Origin of the sequence: Bradyrhizobium sp. 4, from assembly GCF_023100905.1 — a bacterium.
In the GTDB taxonomy this organism is placed as follows: Bacteria; Pseudomonadota; Alphaproteobacteria; order Rhizobiales; family Xanthobacteraceae; genus Bradyrhizobium.
Genome location: NZ_CP064686.1, coordinates 7,134,314 through 7,151,928 on the forward strand (window position 1 = coordinate 7,134,314; position 17,615 = coordinate 7,151,928).

The following is a 17,615-nucleotide window of genomic DNA, read 5'->3' on the forward strand; positions in this document are numbered from 1 at the left end:
CGCCTCCGCCGACCGAGCAACGAGGCCACGCATGCCCGCGCCAAAACCGCCCGCCTTCGAGACCCTGAGCCTGCATGCGGGCCAGCATCCGGATCCCACGACCGGCGCCCGCGCCGTGCCGATCTACCAGACCACGTCCTACGTGTTCCAGGATTCCGATCACGCCGCCGCGCTGTTCAACCTCGAGCGCGCCGGCCACATCTACACGCGCATCTCCAATCCGACTACGGGTGTGCTCGAGGAACGGCTTGCGGCGCTGGAAGGCGGCGTCGGCGCGATCTGCACCGCGAGCGGCATGGCCGCGCTGCATCTCGCCATCGCGACGCTCCTGAACGCCGGCGACCATATCGTCGCGTCGAGCTCGCTCTATGGCGGCACCATCAATTTGCTGGCGCACACGCTGCCGCGCTTCGGCATCGCCACAACGTTCGTGAAACCGCGCGATCTCGACGCCTTCCGCGCGGCGATCAAGCCGAACACGAAGCTGGTGATCGGCGAGACCATCGGCAATCCCGGGCTGGAGGTGCTGGACATTCCGAAGGTCGCGGCGATCGCGCATGACGCGAAGATTCCGCTGCTGATCGACAACACTTTTGCCACGCCCTATCTCAGCCGTCCGATCGAGCTCGGCGCCGACATCGTCATGCATTCGGCAACCAAATGGATCGGCGGCCACGGCATCGCGATCGGCGGCGCCATCGTCGACGGCGGCCGTTTCGACTGGCGCGCGTCGGGGAAGTTCGGCGTGCTGACCGAGCCCTATGGCGGCTATCACGGCATCGTCTTCGACGAGCAGTTCGGCACCGCCGCCTTCATCATGCGCGCGCGCACCGAAGGCCTGCGCGATTTCGGCGCCTGCCTGTCGCCGACCAACGCGTTTCAGCTGTTGCAGGGCGTCGAGACGCTCGGCGTGCGCATGGACCGCCACATCCAGAACACGCACCTCGTGCTGGAAGCGCTGAAAGCCAACAAGGCCGTGGATTGGGTGCTGCATCCCTCGCTCGAGGACCACACGGACTACCAGCTCGCAAAGACGCTGCTGCCGCGCGGCGCCGGCTCGATCGTCTCCTTCGGCATCAAGGGCGGCCGGCCCGCGGGGCGCAAGTTCATCGAATCGCTGCGCATGATCAGTCATCTCGCCAATGTCGGTGACGCCAAGACGCTGGTGATCCACCCGGCCTCGACCACGCATCAGCAGATGGACGCCGAGCAGCTCAAGGCCTCCGGCATCGGCGAGGAGCTGGTGCGGCTCTCGGTCGGCATCGAGACCGCAAGCGACATCATCGACGATCTCGCGCAGGCGCTGCGCATCTCGCAAAAGGTCTGACACCATGAAGCTCTCCGTCAACCGCGCCGAGGTGCTGGTCGCAACCGGCGGCCGCGACTTCGACAAGGCCCTGCCCGCGGTCGTCTTCCTCCATGGCGCCGGCTTCGATCATTCGACCTGGGCGCTGCACACGCGCTGGTTCGCCCATCACCGCTTTGGCGTGCTGGCCCCTGATCTGCCCGGTCACGGCCGCTCCCCCGGACCTTCGCTCGGCAGCATCGCCGAGATGGCCGACTGGACGGCGGCCCTGCTCGATGCGGCCGGAGTTACGAAAGCGCATCTGATCGGCCATTCCATGGGATCGCTGATCTCGCTGGAGACGGCCGCACGTCACCCCGACAAGGTGTCCGCGCTCAGCCTGATCGGCACGGCCGCGACCATGACGGTCGGCCCGGATCTGCTCAAGGCGGCCGAAGCCAATTCGCAGGATGCAAACGACATGGTCTCGATCTGGGGCCTCGGCTTCAACGCCGAGCTCGGCGGCAGCCTCGCGCCGGGCCTGTGGATGCATGGCGGCGCGCAGGCCGTGTTGAAGCATTGCGAGCCGGGCGTGCTGTTCAGGGATTTATCAGCCTGCAATGCTTACGCGAATGCGCTTCAAGCAGCCGCGAGCGTGACGGTGCCCACGACGCTCATCCTCGGCGAGCGGGACATGATGACTCCGGTGAAGGCCGGCAAGGCACTTGCCGCGGCGATCCCGCATGCGAAGACCGTCGTGGTGCCGGGCGCCGGCCACATGATCATGGCCGAACGCCCGGATGAATTGCTCGTTGCGCTACGGAACTGACAGGATCAATCGTCCGTCTTGCGCGTTGCGGTCAGACATCCCTGTGAATTGCAGAGGGAACTGGACCATGCCAAGACAGGAAGTCATTCGCAAAGCCAGGCAAGACAAGCGTGCCGGAAAATCGGCAAGCACGCAGGCCGGCGAATTCGTCAAGGACCAGATCGACAAGATCCGCAAGGGCAAGCATGGCGCGCGCTCGACGAAACAGGCCATCGCAATCGGTCTGTCCGAGGCGCGCCGCGCCGGCGTCGATCTTCCGCCGCCGCGCAAGGGACGCGTCAAGAAGGCGACGCGTCGCAGCGCCAAATATGCCTATGAGGTCGGTCAGGGCAAGCGCACGGCGAAGCGCCGGCCGCGCGTGTCGCGGGCCGTCGAGAAGGTTTTGAAAAAAGAGCCGCGCTCGACCGCATCGCGCAGCGCACTGTCGAAACAGGGCAAGCGTGCCGCGAGCCAGCGATCGGCCGCGTCGCGTTCAGCCACCGCGCGCAAGGCAAGCCGCACCAAGGGTGCCAAGGCCCGCTCCACCGCCGCGAAGAAGGCGGCGCGCACCAGGGCGCGCCGCCGGAGCTGATCAATCCGCGCGCCGGCTCCGCTCGGAGAACACCGCGCGTGCGGCGCGCTCGGCCTCGCGCGCCGAGCGGAACTGCCGGCCTTCGAGGCTGTCGAACAGACGCTCGGAGGAGAAGAAGCGGAAGCCGCGCGTATCCTTCGTGACGATGCCGGCGGCGCGGTCGTGGATTTCGATGATGTAGGCATTCGATTGAATTTTGGACATGACTGCTCGTCCACCGGGGTCTCGGCGTTGCTGCTAGAAGACGGCGGTCAGCAACAACAACAGGCGCCGGTGGCCGCTGAGAAACAGCGCGGCGTCATGCACGCATGCATGTCATTGTTACTGCGCTGGTGATCGGTTCTCATATCGCGGCTTCGGCTCGAGGAGCAGTGTCGATGCCTGGAATATCGAGCGTTTAGCGCGATCGGTCAATGAAATGGCCATCCATAATTGCCACCGGCGCGCATCGGCACTTCTCCGGGCGCGAGCGCAGGCAAACGAATTCATCTCGCGATGAGTTCTTCTCTTGCGGGAGAAGGGAAGACGCATCACCACATCGTCGCGGCCGCCCGCTCGGGCCAGGCGCGATCATATTCCGCGCCGCCGACCTTGTTCTCGCTCATCTCGGCGAGGATCTGGCCGGGCGTCGGCAGCGTCTTGGGGTCGATGCGCTTGTCGGGATTCCAGAGATCGGAGCGGACGATGGCGCGGGCGCACTGGAAGTAGATCTCGTCGACCGTCATCACCATGACACTGCGCGGCGCCTTGCTTTCGACCTTGAACGAGGCCAGCAGCTCGGGATCGATCGAAAGATGCGCCCGGCCATTGGCCCGGACCGCATTGCCGGAGCCGGGGATCAGGAACATCAGGGACACCCTGGGATCGCGCACGATGTTGCGCAAGGAATCGACCCGGTTATTGCCGCGGCGATCCGGCAGCATCAGCGTCTTCGGGTCATGAATGCGGACGAAGCCGGAGAGATCGCCCCGCGGCGAGCAGTCGATCCCCTCGGGTCCGATGGTGGCGAGCGCGGCGAACGGCGCCTTTTCGATGAAGACGCGATAGAGCGGGGTGACGTGGTCGGCGACTTTCACGGTCGAGGCGTCGTTGGTGACGCCGTAGATGGCCTCGAGCTGCTCGACCGTTTCAATCACCGACATTCCAGTCTCCTTGTTGCGCGGGCTATTCGTGCCAGCCCTGGTTCTTGATCACGCGCAGAAGCTGGTGGCCGTGATACTCTGCGCCGCCCGCGTTGAGGATGGTGACGTCGGCCTGCGCCGATGCGTCCTCGACGCTGCGCGTCAGCCGTTCCGTGATATTGCCGTCACTGTTCCGGGCGCGTGCGGCAAGCCGCTGCGCCAACACATCCGGCGGCGCCGTGATCGCGACCACCACGACGTTGGCGTAAGCTTTGCGTAACGCGCCGATCACCGTGCGCGACACATTGGCCACGACGGCGCGTCCGGAACGAATATCGTCGTTGAGGTTGCGCGGCAGCGCGTAGCAATGCCCATGCGCTTCCCATTGCACGGCGAAATCCCCACGCTCGAGCGCGCGGCGGAACTCGTCAGGGTTCACCGCGACATTGTCTTCGTCGGCCGAGGATTCGCGGGTCACGACACGGCGCGGAAAGACGATGTCGTGGTCCTCGATGCACGCCGCCCGCGCCAGCCGCAGCAGCGTGTCCTTGCCGGCACCGCTGGGACCGACCACGAGCACGAGCCGGCCAGGGCCGATCGCGCCCGTCTGCGCTCCCGCCATGGTGACGGTCTCGCTCATGCCACGCGGCTCCCTTCGCGCCAGACGCTGCGGACCGCGGGGACGCTGCCGGCAACATGCACGCGGATCAGATCGGCACGCTTGCCGACGGCAATTTCACCGCGGTCGGACAGGCCGACCGCCTCGGCGGGCGCCTTCGTCACCGTGCGGATCGCCGCCGCAAGGCTGATGGCGGGCACATGCTCGGGCAAATGCAGCGCGGCCATCAGGAGGCTCGAGGGGATGTAATCCGACGACAGGATATCGAGCAGGCCTTCGCGAGCGAGATCGACCGCGGCGATGTTGCCGGAATGCGAGCCACCGCGCACGACGTTCGGCGCGCCCATCAGGATGTCGATGCCGGCCTCGTGCAGGCCGCGCGCGGCCTCCAGCGTGGTCGGGAATTCCGCGACCGAAACCCCATCGCGCACGGCGTCCACGACGTTCTCCTCGGTGGTATCGTCATGGCTCGCCAGCGGGATCTTGTACTTGTGTGCCAGCGCCACGATCTCGCGCATGTTGGTCGCGGCATAGGCCTTCTGATACTCGAAACGCTTCGCGAACAGTTCGTCGAGTTGGGCGTCGGTCTTGCCGCCGCCCTTGCCGCGGTAATAGTCGCGCAGCTTGCCTTCGTCGCGGAACTGGCGCTGGCCGGGGGTGTGGTCCATCAGCGACATCAGCCGCACGTCGGGACGGTCGATCAGCTCCCTGGCCTCCTCGACCACGCTCGGCATCGGGATTTCGCAGCGCAGATGCAGGAAGTGATCGGCGCGCAGCAGGTCGGCATCGCGCGCGGTCGTGATGGCGGCTGCGAGCGTGCCGGCGCGTCCGTCGACTTCCTCGGCGCCGTCCTCGCGCCAGACCCGGAGCGAGTCGAACACCGTGGTGATGCCCGATGTCGCGAGCTGGCCGTCGTAGGAGACGACGGCGGCGACCGGATTCCAGAACACTTTCGGCCGCGGCACGTAATGCGCTTCGAGATGGTCGGTGTGGAGCTCGATCAAGCCGGGCATGATCAGATCGCCGCCGGCATCCTCTGCCCCCGCAGGCACCCTGCCCTCCCCGATCTCGGCAATACGTCCATCGGCGAGAGCAAGCCAGCCCTGCTCGATCACCCGTTCCGCCAGCACGATCCTGGCGTTGGCGATCACGATGTCCTTCTTGGCGTTCATGTCCATTTCCTTCAGGCCGCGGCGGCGAAGTTGGTAACGTCGACGATGCGGTCGGCAATCTGATGACGGATTTCGTCGTCATGGACAATGGCAACCATGGCGACGCCCTGGCGCTTCTTTTCGGCGACCAGCCCGACCACGACGGCGCGGTTGGCTGCGTCGAGCGAGGCGGTGGGCTCGTCGAGCAGCAGGATCGGCAGGTCCGAGATGAAGCCGCGCGCGATGTTGACGCGCTGCTGCTCGCCGCCGGAGAAGGTCGCCGGCGGAAGCTGCCAGAGTCGCTCGGGGATGTTGAGCCTATGCAACAGTTCACCAGCACGGGCCTGCGCCTCCGCGCGCGCCACGCCGTTGACGATCAGCGGCTCCGCGACGACGTCGACGGTCGCAACCCGCGGCACCGCGCGAAGGAACTGGCTGACATAGCCGATGGTCGCGCGGCGGATGTTGAGGACCTGCCGCGGCTCGGCGGTGGCAAGATCGACCAGCGCGCCGCGATGGCGGATGCCGATGCGGCCGGAGTCGCAGCGATAATTGCCGAAGATCATCTTCAGGATCGACGATTTTCCGGCGCCTGATGGCCCAGACAGCACGACGCATTCGCCGGGGTCGACGTGGAAGGTCACGCCGCTGACGACAGGCAATTCGATGCCGCCCTGCAGGTGCATCGTAAAAGTCTTGTTGGCGTCGGCGATGTCGATCATGGCGGTCATTGGAAAACTCTTCTCGCAAGGCTCATGGCGTTGAAGGCTCATGGCGGCAGGATCGAGGAGACGAGGAGTTGAGTGTAGGACTCGCGGGGATCGTCGAGCACCTGGTCGGTGAGGCCGGTCTCGATGACGCGGCCGCCCTTCATCACCATCACGCGGTGCGACAGCAGGCGCGCGACCGCGAGATCATGGGTGACGATGATGACCGCGAGGTGCAGCTCGGCGACCAGGCTGCGCACGAGGTCGAGCAGGCGGGCCTGAACGGAAACATCGAGGCCGCCGGTCGGCTCGTCCATGAACACCAGCCGCGGCTCGGTGACGAGGTTGCGGGCGATCTGGAGACGCTGGCGCATGCCGCCGGAATAGGTCCGCGGCGCATCGTCGATGCGTGCGATGTCGATCTCGACACGGGTCAGCCAGTCCGAGGCGGTATCGCGAATGCGGCCGTAATGGTTCCAACCCACCGCCATCAGCCGCTCGCCGACATTGGCGCCGGCCGAGACCGCCATGCGCAGGCCCTGCGCGGGATCCTGGTGGACGAAGCCCCAATCGGTGCGGAACAGGAAGCGCCGCTCGGCCTCGCCCAGCGTAGCGAGATCGCGGGTGGCGCCGTCGCGCATCCGATAGGAGACGTGCCCACCGCTGGCCGCGAGCTGACCCGACAGGAGCTGGAGCAGCGTCGATTTGCCCGAGCCGGATTCGCCGACGATTGCCAGCACCTCACCGGGATAGAGTGCAAAGGACACGTCGCGGCACGCCGCGATCCGGCCGTAGGACTTGCTGAGGGATTTTGCGACCAGCAGCGGCTCGTCGTTCTCGAGCATGTGTTGATCAGCCATTGGATGCCTCCTGCGCCTTGTCCTTGTACGGCGCGGCGCTGAGGCTGCCGTGATGGCCGGCGGCCTGGCGGCCCTCGCAATAATCGGTGTCGGAGCAGACGAACATGCGCCCGCCCTTGTCGTCGGTGACGATCTCGTCGAGATAGGAATTTTCCGCGGCGCACAGCGCGCAAGGCGCGTTGAAGCGATACGGCTCGAAGGGATGGTCCTCGAAGTCGAGCGACACGACTTGCGTATGGGGCGGGATCGCATAGATGCGCTTCTCGCGGCCGGCGCCGAACAATTGCAGCGCCGGGCAATTGTCCATCTTGGGATTGTCGAATTTCGGCGTCGGCGACGGGTCCATCACGTAGCGCGCGTTGACCTTCACCGGATAGGCGTAAGCGGTCGCGATGTGGCCGAAGCGAGCGATATCCTCATAGAGCTTCACATGCATCAAGCCGTATTCGGCGAGCGCATGCATGCGCCGCGTCTCGGTCTCCCGCGGCTCGAGGAAGCGCAGCGGCTCCGGGATCGGCACCTGATAGACCAGCACCTGATTTGCGTGCAGCGCCGTCTCCGGGATGCGGTGCCGGGTCTGGATCACGGTCGCATCTTCAGTCGCGGTCGTCGTGGCGACGCCGGCGGTCTTGGCGAAGAATTTGCGGATCGAGATCGCGTTGGTGGTGTCGTCGGAGCCCTGGTCGATCACTTTCAGCACGTCCTCGGGCCCGAGGATCGCCGCAGTGACCTGGACGCCGCCGGTGCCCCAGCCGTAGGGCATCGGCATTTCACGGCTGGCGAACGGCACCTGATAGCCGGGGATCGCGATCGCCTTCAGGATCGCGCGGCGGATCATCCGTTTGGTCTGTTCGTCGAGATAGGCGAAATTGTAGGTGGGCGCGTTCATTCCGCGGCCTCCTTCATGGCGTCGGGCGCATTGGCTTCAGTGAATTCCTTGCGCAGCTTGCGCAACAGGCCGAGCTCGGACTGGAAGTCGACATAATGCGGCAGCTTCAGATGCTCGACGAAGCCGGTCGCCTGGACGTTGTCCGAATGCGACATCACGAATTCTTCGTCTTGCGCAGGGGCGAGTGCCTCTTCGCCGAGCTCGCGCGCACGCAACGCGCGGTCGACCAGCGCCATCGACATGGTCTTGCGTTCGCTCTGGCCGAAGGCGAGGCCATAACCGCGCGTGAAGCACGGCGCTTCGGTCGCGGAGCCCTTGAACTGGTTGACCATCTGACATTCGGTGAGCTCGATCGAGCCGAGCGGAACGGCGAAGCCGGCGTCTTCCGCCGAAAATTCGACATCGACCTCGCCGAAGCGAATCTCGCCGGCGAAGGGATGGTTGCGGCCGTAGCCGCGCTGGGTGGAATAGCCCATCGCCAGCAAGAACCCTTCGTCGCCACGCGCGAGATTTTGCAGGCGCAGGTCACGATCCGCCGGAAAGTTCAGCGGCTCGCGGGTGAGGTCGCCGACGCTGGCGCCCTCTTCCGCTTGAGGCGAGGATTCGATCAGCCCGTCGCGGCCGAGGATATCCGTCACCCGCGGGGTGGGCACTGTCGATGCTTCGGCCGTCGCCGGCGCTTCCGGCACGAAGCCTTCGGCGAGCGAGGGATCGAGCAGACGGTGGGTATAGTCGAAGGTCGGCCCGAGAATCTGGCCGCCGGGAATGTCCTTGAAGGTCGAGGACACCCGCCGCTGCACCCGCATCGCGCCGGTCTCGACCGGCTCGCTGGCGCCGAAGCGCGGCAGCGTGGCGCGGAAGGCACGGACCAGGAAGATCGCCTCGATCAGATCGCCGCGCGCCTGCTTGATGGCGAGCGCCGCGAGCTCGCGGTCATAGAGCGAGCCTTCGCTCATGACGCGGTCCACGGCGAGACCAAGCTGCTCCGAGATCTGGTCGAGGGAAATTTCCGGCACGCTTTGATCGCCGCGCCGCGCACTGGCGAGCAGGCGATGGGCGTTCTCGATGGCGCGTTCGCCGCCTTTGACTGCGACATACATGCTTAGCTTCCCTTGCTCACGACACGCGTGGTGCGCGGGATCGCAACCACGGCGTCATCGGCCACCAGCACCACATCGACGCCGCGCGGAAACAGCGCCTCATTAATACGAAGTCGCTCGAACAGGTCGAACGGCTTGATCGAGGCCTTGAGCGTGGCGACACCGTCGATGCCGGGGCCGCGCAGCTCGAAGCTGCGTCCGGCGTCAAGGCTATCGACCTGGACGATCAATGTGGTCGAGCGATCCGGATATTCGCTGGTGCCGAGCGCGAAGCGCTCGAGCGAAGACAGCACTCCGCCGTCGCCGATCAGCGCGAAGCTGGCGATCGAGGGATCCTGCACCACCGGTGCGCCGGTGTGGAACTTCAGCCATTTTGTCACGTCGGTGCTTTCCGACATGCGCGCATCGAGCCAGAGCGGCGTGTCGTGGTCGAACAGCGTCAGCGCGATCGCGGCCGTGCCGCGCATCATCGTTTGAGGCGCTCCTGATGTCGGCACGATGCGCTGGACCGATCCCGGCCGCGCCATCGCGTCCATGACCGAGCGAAAGGTCGATTGCGCCGACAGCACCTTGTCGGCGAACCCCGGCGGCAGTTCCGCAATCGTGGTCATGATCTCACCCCTCACCGCGCACCATGGTGTAGAAATCAACCTTCGTCGCGGCGGTCTCGGCCGCCACCTGTTTGCGCTTGGCCATCAGCTGCTCACGCAACGGCGCGATAATGTCCCGCTCCACCGCGCCGCCGAAATCGCTGGACTGCACCAGCGCATCGCACAGCGCGATCAGCCGCGCCTTCTCGCCGTCGCGACCGAGCGTGTAACCGAAGCCGACCTCGCCGCTCGCAAGCCGCACCGCGGCGCGCGACACCGTGGCCTCGCCAAGGTTGAACGGCGCGCCGTCGCCGCCGACCCGGCCGCGCAGCATGACGAGGCCGTTTTCCGGCGCGCGCAGATCCTGATGCGCTGGCAAAACGAGAGCGCGGAGGCGGGCGGCGATCTCGCCCGCCTCTGCGTGCGCCAGCACGGCCATTGCGGCCTTGCGCTGGGCTTGCTGATTGTTGTGCTGGGTCACCACATCCACCGACTTTTCTGCAGAACTTGCCGAATCCAAGTTGTCTATGATACTAGACAACTTGATAGCGGAGCGCCATGACTGTTTGGTGACAAGGGCGTGATTTCTGGAGTAGCTTCCCGGCCACATGAGCATGCAGGACACAGCTTCCTCCGGCGTCGCATTGTGGCGCCTCGTTGCCGACGGCATCGAGCGCGGCATCGCCGACGGCCGCTTTGCGGCCGGCGACAAGCTGCCGGGCGAGGTGGAGATCGCCGAAATCTATCGCGTCAACCGCCACACCGTGCGGCGCGCGCTGGCCGCGCTTGCGGAGCGCGGCATCGTGCGGGCCGAACGCGGTAGCGGAACCTACGTCGAGGCGCAGAAGCTCGCCTATCCGCTGCGCTCGCGGACCCGTTTCTCCGAGATCGTCGGCGCGGACGGCCGCGAACCGCATGGCCGGTTGATCGAGGCGTCCGATGATGTCGCGACCCGCGAACTCGCGCGGGAACTCGGCCTCAAGACCGGTGCACCGCTGGTGCGGATCGAGGCGATGCGCCTCGCCGACCGCACACCGATCTGCGTCTCCACGACGTGGCTGTCGGCGCAGCTGTTTCCGGGTGCGGGCGACGTCTTTGCCGCGACCCGCTCGATGACGAAACTGCTCGAGCATTACGGCGTCCGCGACTATCGCCGCGGCGCGACCCGGATCACCGCCGGCATCGTTGACGCAACCGACGCCGCACGGCTCGATCTGGCGCTGGGACGGCCGATCCTGGTGGTCGACGCCACCGATCACGATCTCGACGGCAAGCCGCTGGTCACCAAGCATTCGCGCTTTGCGGCGGAGCGGGTGGAATTTTTGGTGGAGTCGTAGGGTGGGCAAAGGCGCACTTGCGCCGTGCCCACCATCCATCCAGTGCTGCGATTGAACTGGTGCGCACGCGGCGCTTTACCACCCTACGAAATCGTGATCAGGCCACCGCCCTTCGCCCAATAATCGCGAAGCGCAGTTTTCCCGAGACGAAATCGATCGCGGCGACCGCGACCAGGATCATCAGGATCAGGAACGACACCTTCTGCCATTCCAGCACGCGGATCTGCTCGGCGAGTTGGAGGCCGATACCGCCGGCACCGACGATGCCGATGATGGTAGCCGAACGCGTGTTCGACTCGATGAAATAGAGCACTTGGCCGGCGATCACGGGCAAAACCTGCGGCAGCAGACCGAAGCGGATCTCGTGCAGCGCACTGCCGCCGGAGGCGCGGATGCCCTCGACCTGCTTCTGGTCCGCGCCCTCGATCGCCTCCGAGAACAGCTTTCCAAAGGCGCCGAAATCGGACACGGCAATGGCGAGCACGCCGGCAAACGGGCCGAGCCCGACCACGTTGATCCAAACCAGCGCCCAGATCAGCGTATCGACGCCGCGGATCGAATCCAGGAAACGTCGAATCGGGAAGCGCAAAATGCTCGACGGCACCACGTTACGCGCGGCAAGAAGACTGATCGGCAGCGCGAACACCGCAGCCAGCGTCGTGCCGAGCAGCGCGATCGACAGCGTCTCGCCCAGCGCCTTCAGATAGATCGGCAGCGACGAGCCGGGATCCGGCGGAATCATCATCAGGCTGATCCAGCCGAGCTGGCTGAGGCCGGCGACGAAGCGCGAGGGCGAGAAGTCGAGATCGACGAGGCCATAAATCAGGATCGCGAGCGCCGCGACGATCATCCCCGGCATGGCGAGCCGCGCCGAGGCCGGCCGGTCGAACACATCGGAGTAGCGCGCGCGAAGCGCGGCGATGTCGATCTCCTGCGGCCCCGTCACGTCCGCGTCTCCCTGCCGAACAGGCGGCCGCGCAGCCAGCCGGTGCTGATGTCGATAATGAAGACCGTGACGATGATGGTGAGCAGGATGGCGCTGACGTCGGAGTAATAGAACTTGCGGATGGCGACGACCAGCTCCTGGCCGATGCCGCCGGCGCCGACGAATCCCATCACGGAGGCCTCGCGGACGTTGATCTCGAAACGCAGCAGCGCGTAGCTGGCATAGCCCGCCGTGACCTGCGGCAGGATGGCGAAGCGCATGCAGGAGAGCCAGCTCGCGCCGGTCGAGCGGACGCCTTCGACCGGCTTCATGTCGGCGTTCTCGACGATCTCGGAGAACAGCTTTCCGAGCGCGCCGGTGGAGTGAATCGCAACGGCCAGTACGCCCGCCATCGGTCCGAGCCCGAAGGCGATCACGAAGATCAGCGCAAACACGATGCCGGGCACCGTGCGGGCGAATTCAAGCAGGCGCCGCACCGCGAACCGCAGCCAGGGCGCGGGCGAGGTGTTTTCAGCCGCGAAGAAGTTCAGGCAGAAGGCAAAAGTCGCGCCGATCAACGTGCCGACATAGGAGATCAGCAGGGTCTCGCCCAGCATCCTCAGCCATTTGCGCCAGCCCCAGAGCCACTCGCCGACATCGGTCCAGACCCGCTGCCCGCTGTCGAGTGTGAGGATGCGGTCGAAATAGCTGATGAAGTTGCTGTAATGGGCGAACAGCGTCCGCAGATTCACTTCCGCGCCGATCGCCGCCAGAAGCAGCGCAGCGGCGAACACCACGGCTCCGAACAGGAGGCGCCCTCGCCTGCGCGCGACCGCCTGGCGATAGGCGGCGTTGAGCACGGCGAGCTGCTGCTCCGGGAGGATCGAAACCGCGACGGTCATCTTGGCCAGGAAAAATGGTCAATCAAAGAGAAAGAGCCGGGTCCATCGACCCGGCTCCAGTGGCATCGTCCCGAAACTCAGGACGCCTTCTTCTTACGCAGCGCATCGACGAACTTGATCAGCTCGATCGTGCCATCCCAATCCTTGGTGGTCGCGGGATGAAAACCCTTCTTCTGGCCGTCCTGGAGGCGGTCGAAGGCAGCCTTGTCCTTGGCCGGCGCGTCGAAGAACGCCTTCGCGATCGCGGCCTTGGCCTCTTCCGGCAGATCGGAATTGTAGGCATACGGGCCGTTGATGATCGGCGCCGACTTGTGGATGATGCGGAAATCATCCTTCTTCATCGCCGAGCCATCGGCATTCTTCAGCATGCCCTTGGTCAGCATCTGCGCCAGCGTCGAATCGTCGTCGCTGGTCCACTGGTTGGCCGCGACGTCGACCGTGCCCTGCGCCAGCGCCAGGATCGCGTTCTCGTGGCTGCCGGTAAAGACGACCTTGCTGAAATAGGTGTCGGCGTCCGCGATGCCCATTTTGTCGAGCTCGAAACGCGGCACGTTGTTGCCGGAGGTTGAGTTCGGGTCGACCAGGCCGAGGTTCTTGCCCTTGAGCTGGTCGATGCTCTTGTAGGGGCTGCTCGCCTTGACGAAGAACACCGAGTAGTAGCCGGTAGAGCCGTCGGAGTTGATGTCGTTCGCGAAGGCGTCGGTCTTGACGCCGGTCAGGCGGGCGCGGGCAAACGACGCTGAGCCATAGCTTGCGATATGAATGTTGCCGGCACGCTGACCTTCGATGACGGCCGCGTAGTCGTTGGCGATTCGCAGCGTGACTTTCACGCCCAATTCCTTGGAGAGATAGTTCATAAACGGCGCCCAGCGCTCGGTGACGCCCGAGGCGTTTTCCGCCGGAATGACCGCGAAGGTCAGTTCGGGATATCTAGCTTTCCAGTCCTCGGCGGAAGCCGAGGTCGTGAACGCGAGCGCGGCGGCGCCGGCAAGAATCAATCTGCGAGTGATCATGATAGCCTCTTCATTGGTTGAGGTCGGTTGACGCAAAACTGGTGGGTCCTGATGCGGCGCCGCTCAGGCGGCGGCCGCCGTTCCAAGCACCGGAATGCCCTGTCGCACCGGTGCGAGCGTGCCGCCCATGACATCGGCGGCTTCGAGATCGTAGAGCTCGCGCGCAACGTGCTCGGTCAACTCAGCCGGTGCGCCGTCGAACACCACGCGTCCCTGCGCCATGCCGATCAGGCGGTCGCAATAGCTGCGCGCCAGGTCGAGCGAATGCAGATTGCAGAGCACGGTGATGCCAAAATGCTTGTTGATGCGCAAAAGCGCATCCATGACGATCTTGGTGTTGCGCGGATCGAGCGAAGCGATCGGCTCGTCGGCGAGGATGATGTCGGGCTGCTGCACCAGCGCGCGGGCGATCGCGACGCGCTGCTGCTGGCCGCCGGAGAGTTGGTCGGCGCGCTGGGCTGCTAGCGGGGCGATGTCGAACTGCTCAAGCGCGGACATCGCCAGCGCCTTGTCCTGCTCGGGCCAGGTCTGCGACAGCGAGCGCCAGGCCGGCATCGTCGCAAGCCGTCCCATCAGGACGTTGGTGAGAACATCGAGCCGGCCGACCAGATTGAACTGCTGAAAGATCATCGCTGAGCGCGCCCGCCACTGCCGCAGCTCCTTGCCGCGCAGCGCCGTGACGTCGAGGCCGTCGAACAGGATGCGGCCCTGCGAAGGGGCCGCGAGACGGTTGATGGTCCGCAGCAGGGTCGACTTGCCGGCGCCGGACCGTCCGATCACGCCGACGAAGCCGCCGGGAGAGACTTGAAACGAGGCGTCGTCCACCGCGGCTTTCACGCCGAAGCGACACGTTAGACCTTCAACCACCAGCATGCAGGGCTCCAGAGTAGCTGGGACCCACCGCTAACGCCGGCGCTTGACACTTGTGTGACACGGACGTTGCGGTGCGGCGATCCTACACACATCATCCCCTGTTCATCCCCTGTCATCGCGTCGTCATGACATTGTCATCAAGCCGCTCGAAGAGAAACGCCCGCCCTCTCGTTCGGATGCAACATGGCCGCCAAAGCTCTTTCGGTCCAGCCGACCATCGATCCCTCGGCGAAGCTGCACGACGCCAGGCTTGGCGCCTATACCGAGGTCGGCGCGCGCACGATGCTACACGAGGTGACGATGGGCGATTACTCCTATGTCGTGAACGACGCCCAGATCACCTACACCACCATCGGAAAGTTCTGCTCGATCGCGGCGATGACACGGATCAATCCGGGCAATCACCCGATGCACCGCGCCACGCAGGCGCACTTCACCTATCGTTCGAGCGCCTATTTCGAAGGCGAGAGCGACGACACGGAATTCTTCGACTGGCGGCGCCAGCATCACGTCCATATCGGGCATGACGTCTGGATCGGCCATGGCGCGATCGTGCTGCCGGGCCGCAACATCGGCACCGGCGCGGTGATCGCGGCCGGCGCCATCGTCACCAAGGACGTTCCGGCCTACACCATCGTCGCCGGCAATCCGGCGCGCATCGTTCGCCGGCGGTTCTCGGAAGAGGTTGCCGGACGGCTCGCCACCCTCGCCTGGTGGGATTGGGATCACGACAAATTGCGTGCAGCATTGCTCGATTTCCGCAAACTCGGGATTGAAGATTTTCTCTCGACATATGAAGCACGAGGAAGTTCTCTCAACAATTCTGTTGGCAGCAAACCAAGCGCGGTCGCGTGACAGACATTTTCCTTGAGGGCGGCCGAACCCTGATCCGCTCCGAGCTCGTCGAAACTTCTCTTGCCCTGTCCGGAACGGACATCGCAGAGATCGATGCCTCTCGCGGCCGGGCGCGGCTGGCTATCGACGCGCGCGACCTGCTGGTCCTGCCTGGCATCGTCGATCTGCATGGCGATGCCTTCGAGCGGCAGATGATGCCGCGCGCCGGGGTCGATTTTCCGATCGACGTGGCGCTCGCCGATAGCGACCGCCAAGCTATCAGCAACGGTATCACCACGGTGTTTCACGCCACGACCTGTTCGTGGGAGCCGGGCCTGCGCAGCGCCGACAATGCGCGCGGCCTGATGGAGGCGATCGAACGGCAGCGCCCGCAATTCGCGGCCGATACCCGCTTTCACCTGCGCCACGAGACCTACAATCTCGACGCCGAAACGGAGATCAGCCAGTGGCTCAGCGATGGGCGCGTCGACCTGTTCGCCTTCAACGACCACATGGACGGCACGGTTGGGGACATGGCCAAGCCGCGCAAGCGCAATCGCATGGTGGAGCGCACCGGCCTGTCGGGCGAGGATTTCGACCGGCTGGTCCGACACGTGCTTTCGTACGCCAGCGAGGTCCCTGCTTCGGTGTCACGGCTGGCCGCCGCGGCCCGCGCCGCCGGGATGCGGATGCTCTCGCACGACGACGCAACGCCGGCGATGCGCGAGGGCTTTCGCGCCATGGGCGTGGCGATCGCGGAATTTCCGATCAACGAGGAGACGGCGCGGGCGGCGGCAAGCCACGGCGACGACATCGTCTACGGCGCACCGAACGTCGTGCGCGGCGGCAGCCACACGGGCTGGACCAAAGCATCCGACATGATCGCCAAGGGGCTCTGCTCGGTGCTGGCCTCGGACTATTACTATCCCGCGCAGCTGCTCGCTGCGTTCCGCCTCGCCGCCGATGGCGTGCTGCCGCTGACCGAGGCCTGGAACCTGGTCTCCGCCGCGCCGGCGCGCGCGACCGGCCTTGCCGATCGCGGCGTGCTCGCGGAAGGCCGGCGCGCGGATATTGTGCTGGTCGATGACAGCGTGCCGCTGCGGCCGCGGCTGATCGCCGTGATATCGGGCGGCAAGCTCGTGCATCTCACCGACGCGACGCGGTTGCTTGGCATGGCAGCTACCCCGCGCGAAGCTGTCGTCGCGGCATAAACCCGCTATGCTCGGACGATGACCGCCCCCTCCCGCTACGCGATCTATTTTGCCGCAGGCAGCGACAGCGCCCTCTCCCGCTTCGGCGCGGAGCTGCTCGGTTACGATGTCTATACCGGCAACGAGCTGCCCTTTCCCGCCGAGGCAGCGCGTCTCGCGCCGGACTGGCGCGACATCACCGCCGATCCTCGCAAATACGGTTTTCATGGCACACTGAAAGCGCCGATGGCGCTCGCGCCGGGCAGGACGGAGGCGGAGCTTTTGGCGGCCTGCGTGGCCTTCGCTGGCGAGGCGCGGTCGATCCCGGTGATCCGCCCGATTGTCGATGCCATCAGCGGCTTCATCGCGGTCATTCCGGCCGAGCCGGTCGATGCGCTCCAAGAGTTCGCCGCCGATTGCGTCCGCGCGTTCGATGGCTTTCGCACCGCCCTGACGGCGGAAGATCGCGCGCGGCGCAAGCCCGAGAAGCTCAGCGAGCGGCAGCGCGACTATCTCGACCGCTGGGGCTACCCCTACGTGATGGAGGAATTCCGCTTCCACATGACGTTGACGGGGCGGCTGGACGTGGAGCGCCGCGGCCCGATTCTGGAGATGCTGCGCGCGCGGTTCGCGGCGCTCGGGCTTGATGCGCTGGCGATCGATCGCATTGCGCTGTTCAAGCAGGATGATGCGGGGGCAAGGTTCCGCATTGTGGGCGAGTGGGTGCTGGCGAGATAGCTCCCTCAAGCTCCGTCATTGCGAGCGCAGCGAAGCAATCCAGACTGCGTCCGCGGAAATAGCCTGGATTGCTTCGTCGCT

General features: G+C 65.5%; 21 protein-coding genes. 7 read left to right on the top strand and 14 right to left on the bottom strand.

What is annotated here, in order from left to right; all coding sequences use genetic code 11:
- Positions 1 to 31 precede the first annotated feature (31 nt).
- The 3 genes from IVB45_RS34220 (at position 32) to IVB45_RS34230 (ending at position 2,685) form a co-directional block, all read left to right on the top strand.
- Entirely contained in the window at positions 32 to 1,327 is a 1,296-nt protein-coding gene (locus tag IVB45_RS34220; protein WP_247357715.1) for an O-acetylhomoserine aminocarboxypropyltransferase, read from the top strand.
- A gap of 4 nt (positions 1,328 to 1,331) precedes the next feature.
- A complete protein-coding gene (locus IVB45_RS34225; RefSeq protein WP_247357714.1) occupies positions 1,332 to 2,114 on the top strand; it encodes an alpha/beta hydrolase in 783 nt (260 codons plus the stop codon).
- Between the two features lie 67 nt (positions 2,115 to 2,181).
- Complete coding sequence (locus IVB45_RS34230; protein ID WP_247357713.1) at positions 2,182 to 2,685, top strand: DUF6496 domain-containing protein; 504 nt, start codon at positions 2,182 to 2,184, stop codon at positions 2,683 to 2,685.
- On the opposite strand, the gene IVB45_RS34235 is transcribed toward IVB45_RS34230, so the two are convergent.
- The 10 genes from IVB45_RS34235 to phnG all read right to left on the bottom strand — a co-directional run bounded on the left by IVB45_RS34235 (position 2,686) and on the right by phnG (position 10,212).
- The gene (locus IVB45_RS34235) at positions 2,686 to 2,889 is read right to left on the bottom strand and encodes a hypothetical protein (RefSeq protein WP_247357712.1); all 204 of its coding nucleotides are present in this window, start codon (positions 2,887 to 2,889) and stop codon (positions 2,686 to 2,688) included.
- Between the two features lie 326 nt (positions 2,890 to 3,215).
- Positions 3,216 to 3,827, bottom strand: a complete 612-nt coding sequence (locus IVB45_RS34240; protein WP_247285664.1) for a pyridoxamine 5'-phosphate oxidase family protein — start codon at positions 3,825 to 3,827, stop codon at positions 3,216 to 3,218.
- Positions 3,828 to 3,849: 22 nt separating this feature from the next.
- Complete coding sequence (gene phnN / locus IVB45_RS34245) at positions 3,850 to 4,446, bottom strand: phosphonate metabolism protein/1,5-bisphosphokinase (PRPP-forming) PhnN (RefSeq protein ID WP_247357711.1); 597 nt, start codon at positions 4,444 to 4,446, stop codon at positions 3,850 to 3,852.
- On the bottom strand, positions 4,443 to 5,597 hold the full coding sequence (locus IVB45_RS34250; RefSeq protein ID WP_247357710.1) for an alpha-D-ribose 1-methylphosphonate 5-triphosphate diphosphatase: 1,155 nt from the start codon (positions 5,595 to 5,597) through the stop codon (positions 4,443 to 4,445). Before IVB45_RS34250 ends, phnN begins: the two co-directional genes overlap by 4 nt.
- A gap of 11 nt (positions 5,598 to 5,608) precedes the next feature.
- Positions 5,609 to 6,307: a phosphonate C-P lyase system protein PhnL gene (gene phnL / locus IVB45_RS34255; RefSeq protein ID WP_247357709.1), complete on the bottom strand. Its 699-nt coding sequence runs from the start codon at positions 6,305 to 6,307 to the stop codon at positions 5,609 to 5,611.
- A gap of 38 nt (positions 6,308 to 6,345) precedes the next feature.
- Positions 6,346 to 7,143: a phosphonate C-P lyase system protein PhnK gene (gene phnK, locus IVB45_RS34260; RefSeq protein ID WP_247357708.1), complete on the bottom strand. Its 798-nt coding sequence runs from the start codon at positions 7,141 to 7,143 to the stop codon at positions 6,346 to 6,348.
- Positions 7,136 to 8,032 carry an alpha-D-ribose 1-methylphosphonate 5-phosphate C-P-lyase PhnJ gene (locus IVB45_RS34265; RefSeq protein WP_247357707.1) on the bottom strand — a complete coding sequence of 299 codons (897 nt, stop codon included), beginning with the start codon at positions 8,030 to 8,032 and terminating at the stop codon, positions 7,136 to 7,138. The genes phnK and IVB45_RS34265 overlap by 8 nt, the downstream gene beginning before the upstream one ends.
- Positions 8,029 to 9,132, bottom strand: coding sequence for a carbon-phosphorus lyase complex subunit PhnI (locus IVB45_RS34270; RefSeq protein ID WP_247357706.1), 1,104 nt, complete (start codon positions 9,130 to 9,132; stop codon positions 8,029 to 8,031). Before IVB45_RS34270 ends, IVB45_RS34265 begins: the two co-directional genes overlap by 4 nt.
- Positions 9,133 to 9,134: 2 nt before the next feature.
- On the bottom strand, positions 9,135 to 9,743 hold the full coding sequence (gene phnH, locus IVB45_RS34275) for a phosphonate C-P lyase system protein PhnH (RefSeq protein WP_247357705.1): 609 nt from the start codon (positions 9,741 to 9,743) through the stop codon (positions 9,135 to 9,137).
- Between the two features lie 4 nt (positions 9,744 to 9,747).
- Positions 9,748 to 10,212 (bottom strand): phosphonate C-P lyase system protein PhnG, encoded by a 465-nt coding sequence (phnG, locus tag IVB45_RS34280; RefSeq protein ID WP_247357704.1) that lies wholly within the window; start codon positions 10,210 to 10,212, stop codon positions 9,748 to 9,750.
- Between the two features lie 118 nt (positions 10,213 to 10,330).
- Here phnG and phnF point away from each other — a divergent pair, with 118 nt between their 5' ends.
- Positions 10,331 to 11,059: a phosphonate metabolism transcriptional regulator PhnF gene (phnF, locus tag IVB45_RS34285; RefSeq protein WP_247357703.1), complete on the top strand. Its 729-nt coding sequence runs from the start codon at positions 10,331 to 10,333 to the stop codon at positions 11,057 to 11,059.
- A 97-nt stretch (positions 11,060 to 11,156) separates the two neighbouring features.
- On the opposite strand, the gene phnE (IVB45_RS34290) is transcribed toward phnF, so the two are convergent.
- The 4 genes from phnE (IVB45_RS34290) to phnC form a co-directional block, all read right to left on the bottom strand.
- Positions 11,157 to 11,918: a phosphonate ABC transporter, permease protein PhnE gene (gene phnE, locus IVB45_RS34290; protein WP_247358116.1), complete on the bottom strand. Its 762-nt coding sequence runs from the start codon at positions 11,916 to 11,918 to the stop codon at positions 11,157 to 11,159.
- Between the two features lie 83 nt (positions 11,919 to 12,001).
- Positions 12,002 to 12,886: a phosphonate ABC transporter, permease protein PhnE gene (phnE, locus tag IVB45_RS34295; protein ID WP_247357702.1), complete on the bottom strand. Its 885-nt coding sequence runs from the start codon at positions 12,884 to 12,886 to the stop codon at positions 12,002 to 12,004.
- 77 nt (positions 12,887 to 12,963) lie between these two features.
- Positions 12,964 to 13,899 (bottom strand): phosphonate ABC transporter substrate-binding protein, encoded by a 936-nt coding sequence (gene phnD, locus IVB45_RS34300; RefSeq protein WP_027565753.1) that lies wholly within the window; start codon positions 13,897 to 13,899, stop codon positions 12,964 to 12,966.
- 63 nt (positions 13,900 to 13,962) lie between these two features.
- Complete coding sequence (gene phnC, locus IVB45_RS34305; protein ID WP_247285653.1) at positions 13,963 to 14,772, bottom strand: phosphonate ABC transporter ATP-binding protein; 810 nt, start codon at positions 14,770 to 14,772, stop codon at positions 13,963 to 13,965.
- 183 nt (positions 14,773 to 14,955) lie between these two features.
- Between phnC and IVB45_RS34310 the strand changes: the two genes are divergently transcribed.
- Genes IVB45_RS34310 through IVB45_RS34320 form a run of 3 tightly spaced genes read left to right on the top strand, consistent with a single transcriptional unit; the run spans position 14,956 to position 17,534 of the window.
- Entirely contained in the window at positions 14,956 to 15,627 is a 672-nt protein-coding gene (locus tag IVB45_RS34310) for a chloramphenicol acetyltransferase (RefSeq protein ID WP_247357701.1), read from the top strand.
- On the top strand, positions 15,624 to 16,817 hold the full coding sequence (locus IVB45_RS34315; protein WP_247357700.1) for an alpha-D-ribose 1-methylphosphonate 5-triphosphate diphosphatase: 1,194 nt from the start codon (positions 15,624 to 15,626) through the stop codon (positions 16,815 to 16,817). Before IVB45_RS34310 ends, IVB45_RS34315 begins: the two co-directional genes overlap by 4 nt.
- 18 nt (positions 16,818 to 16,835) lie before the next feature.
- Positions 16,836 to 17,534, top strand: coding sequence for a DUF1045 domain-containing protein (locus tag IVB45_RS34320; RefSeq protein WP_247357699.1), 699 nt, complete (start codon positions 16,836 to 16,838; stop codon positions 17,532 to 17,534).
- Positions 17,535 to 17,615: the final 81 nt, after the last annotated feature.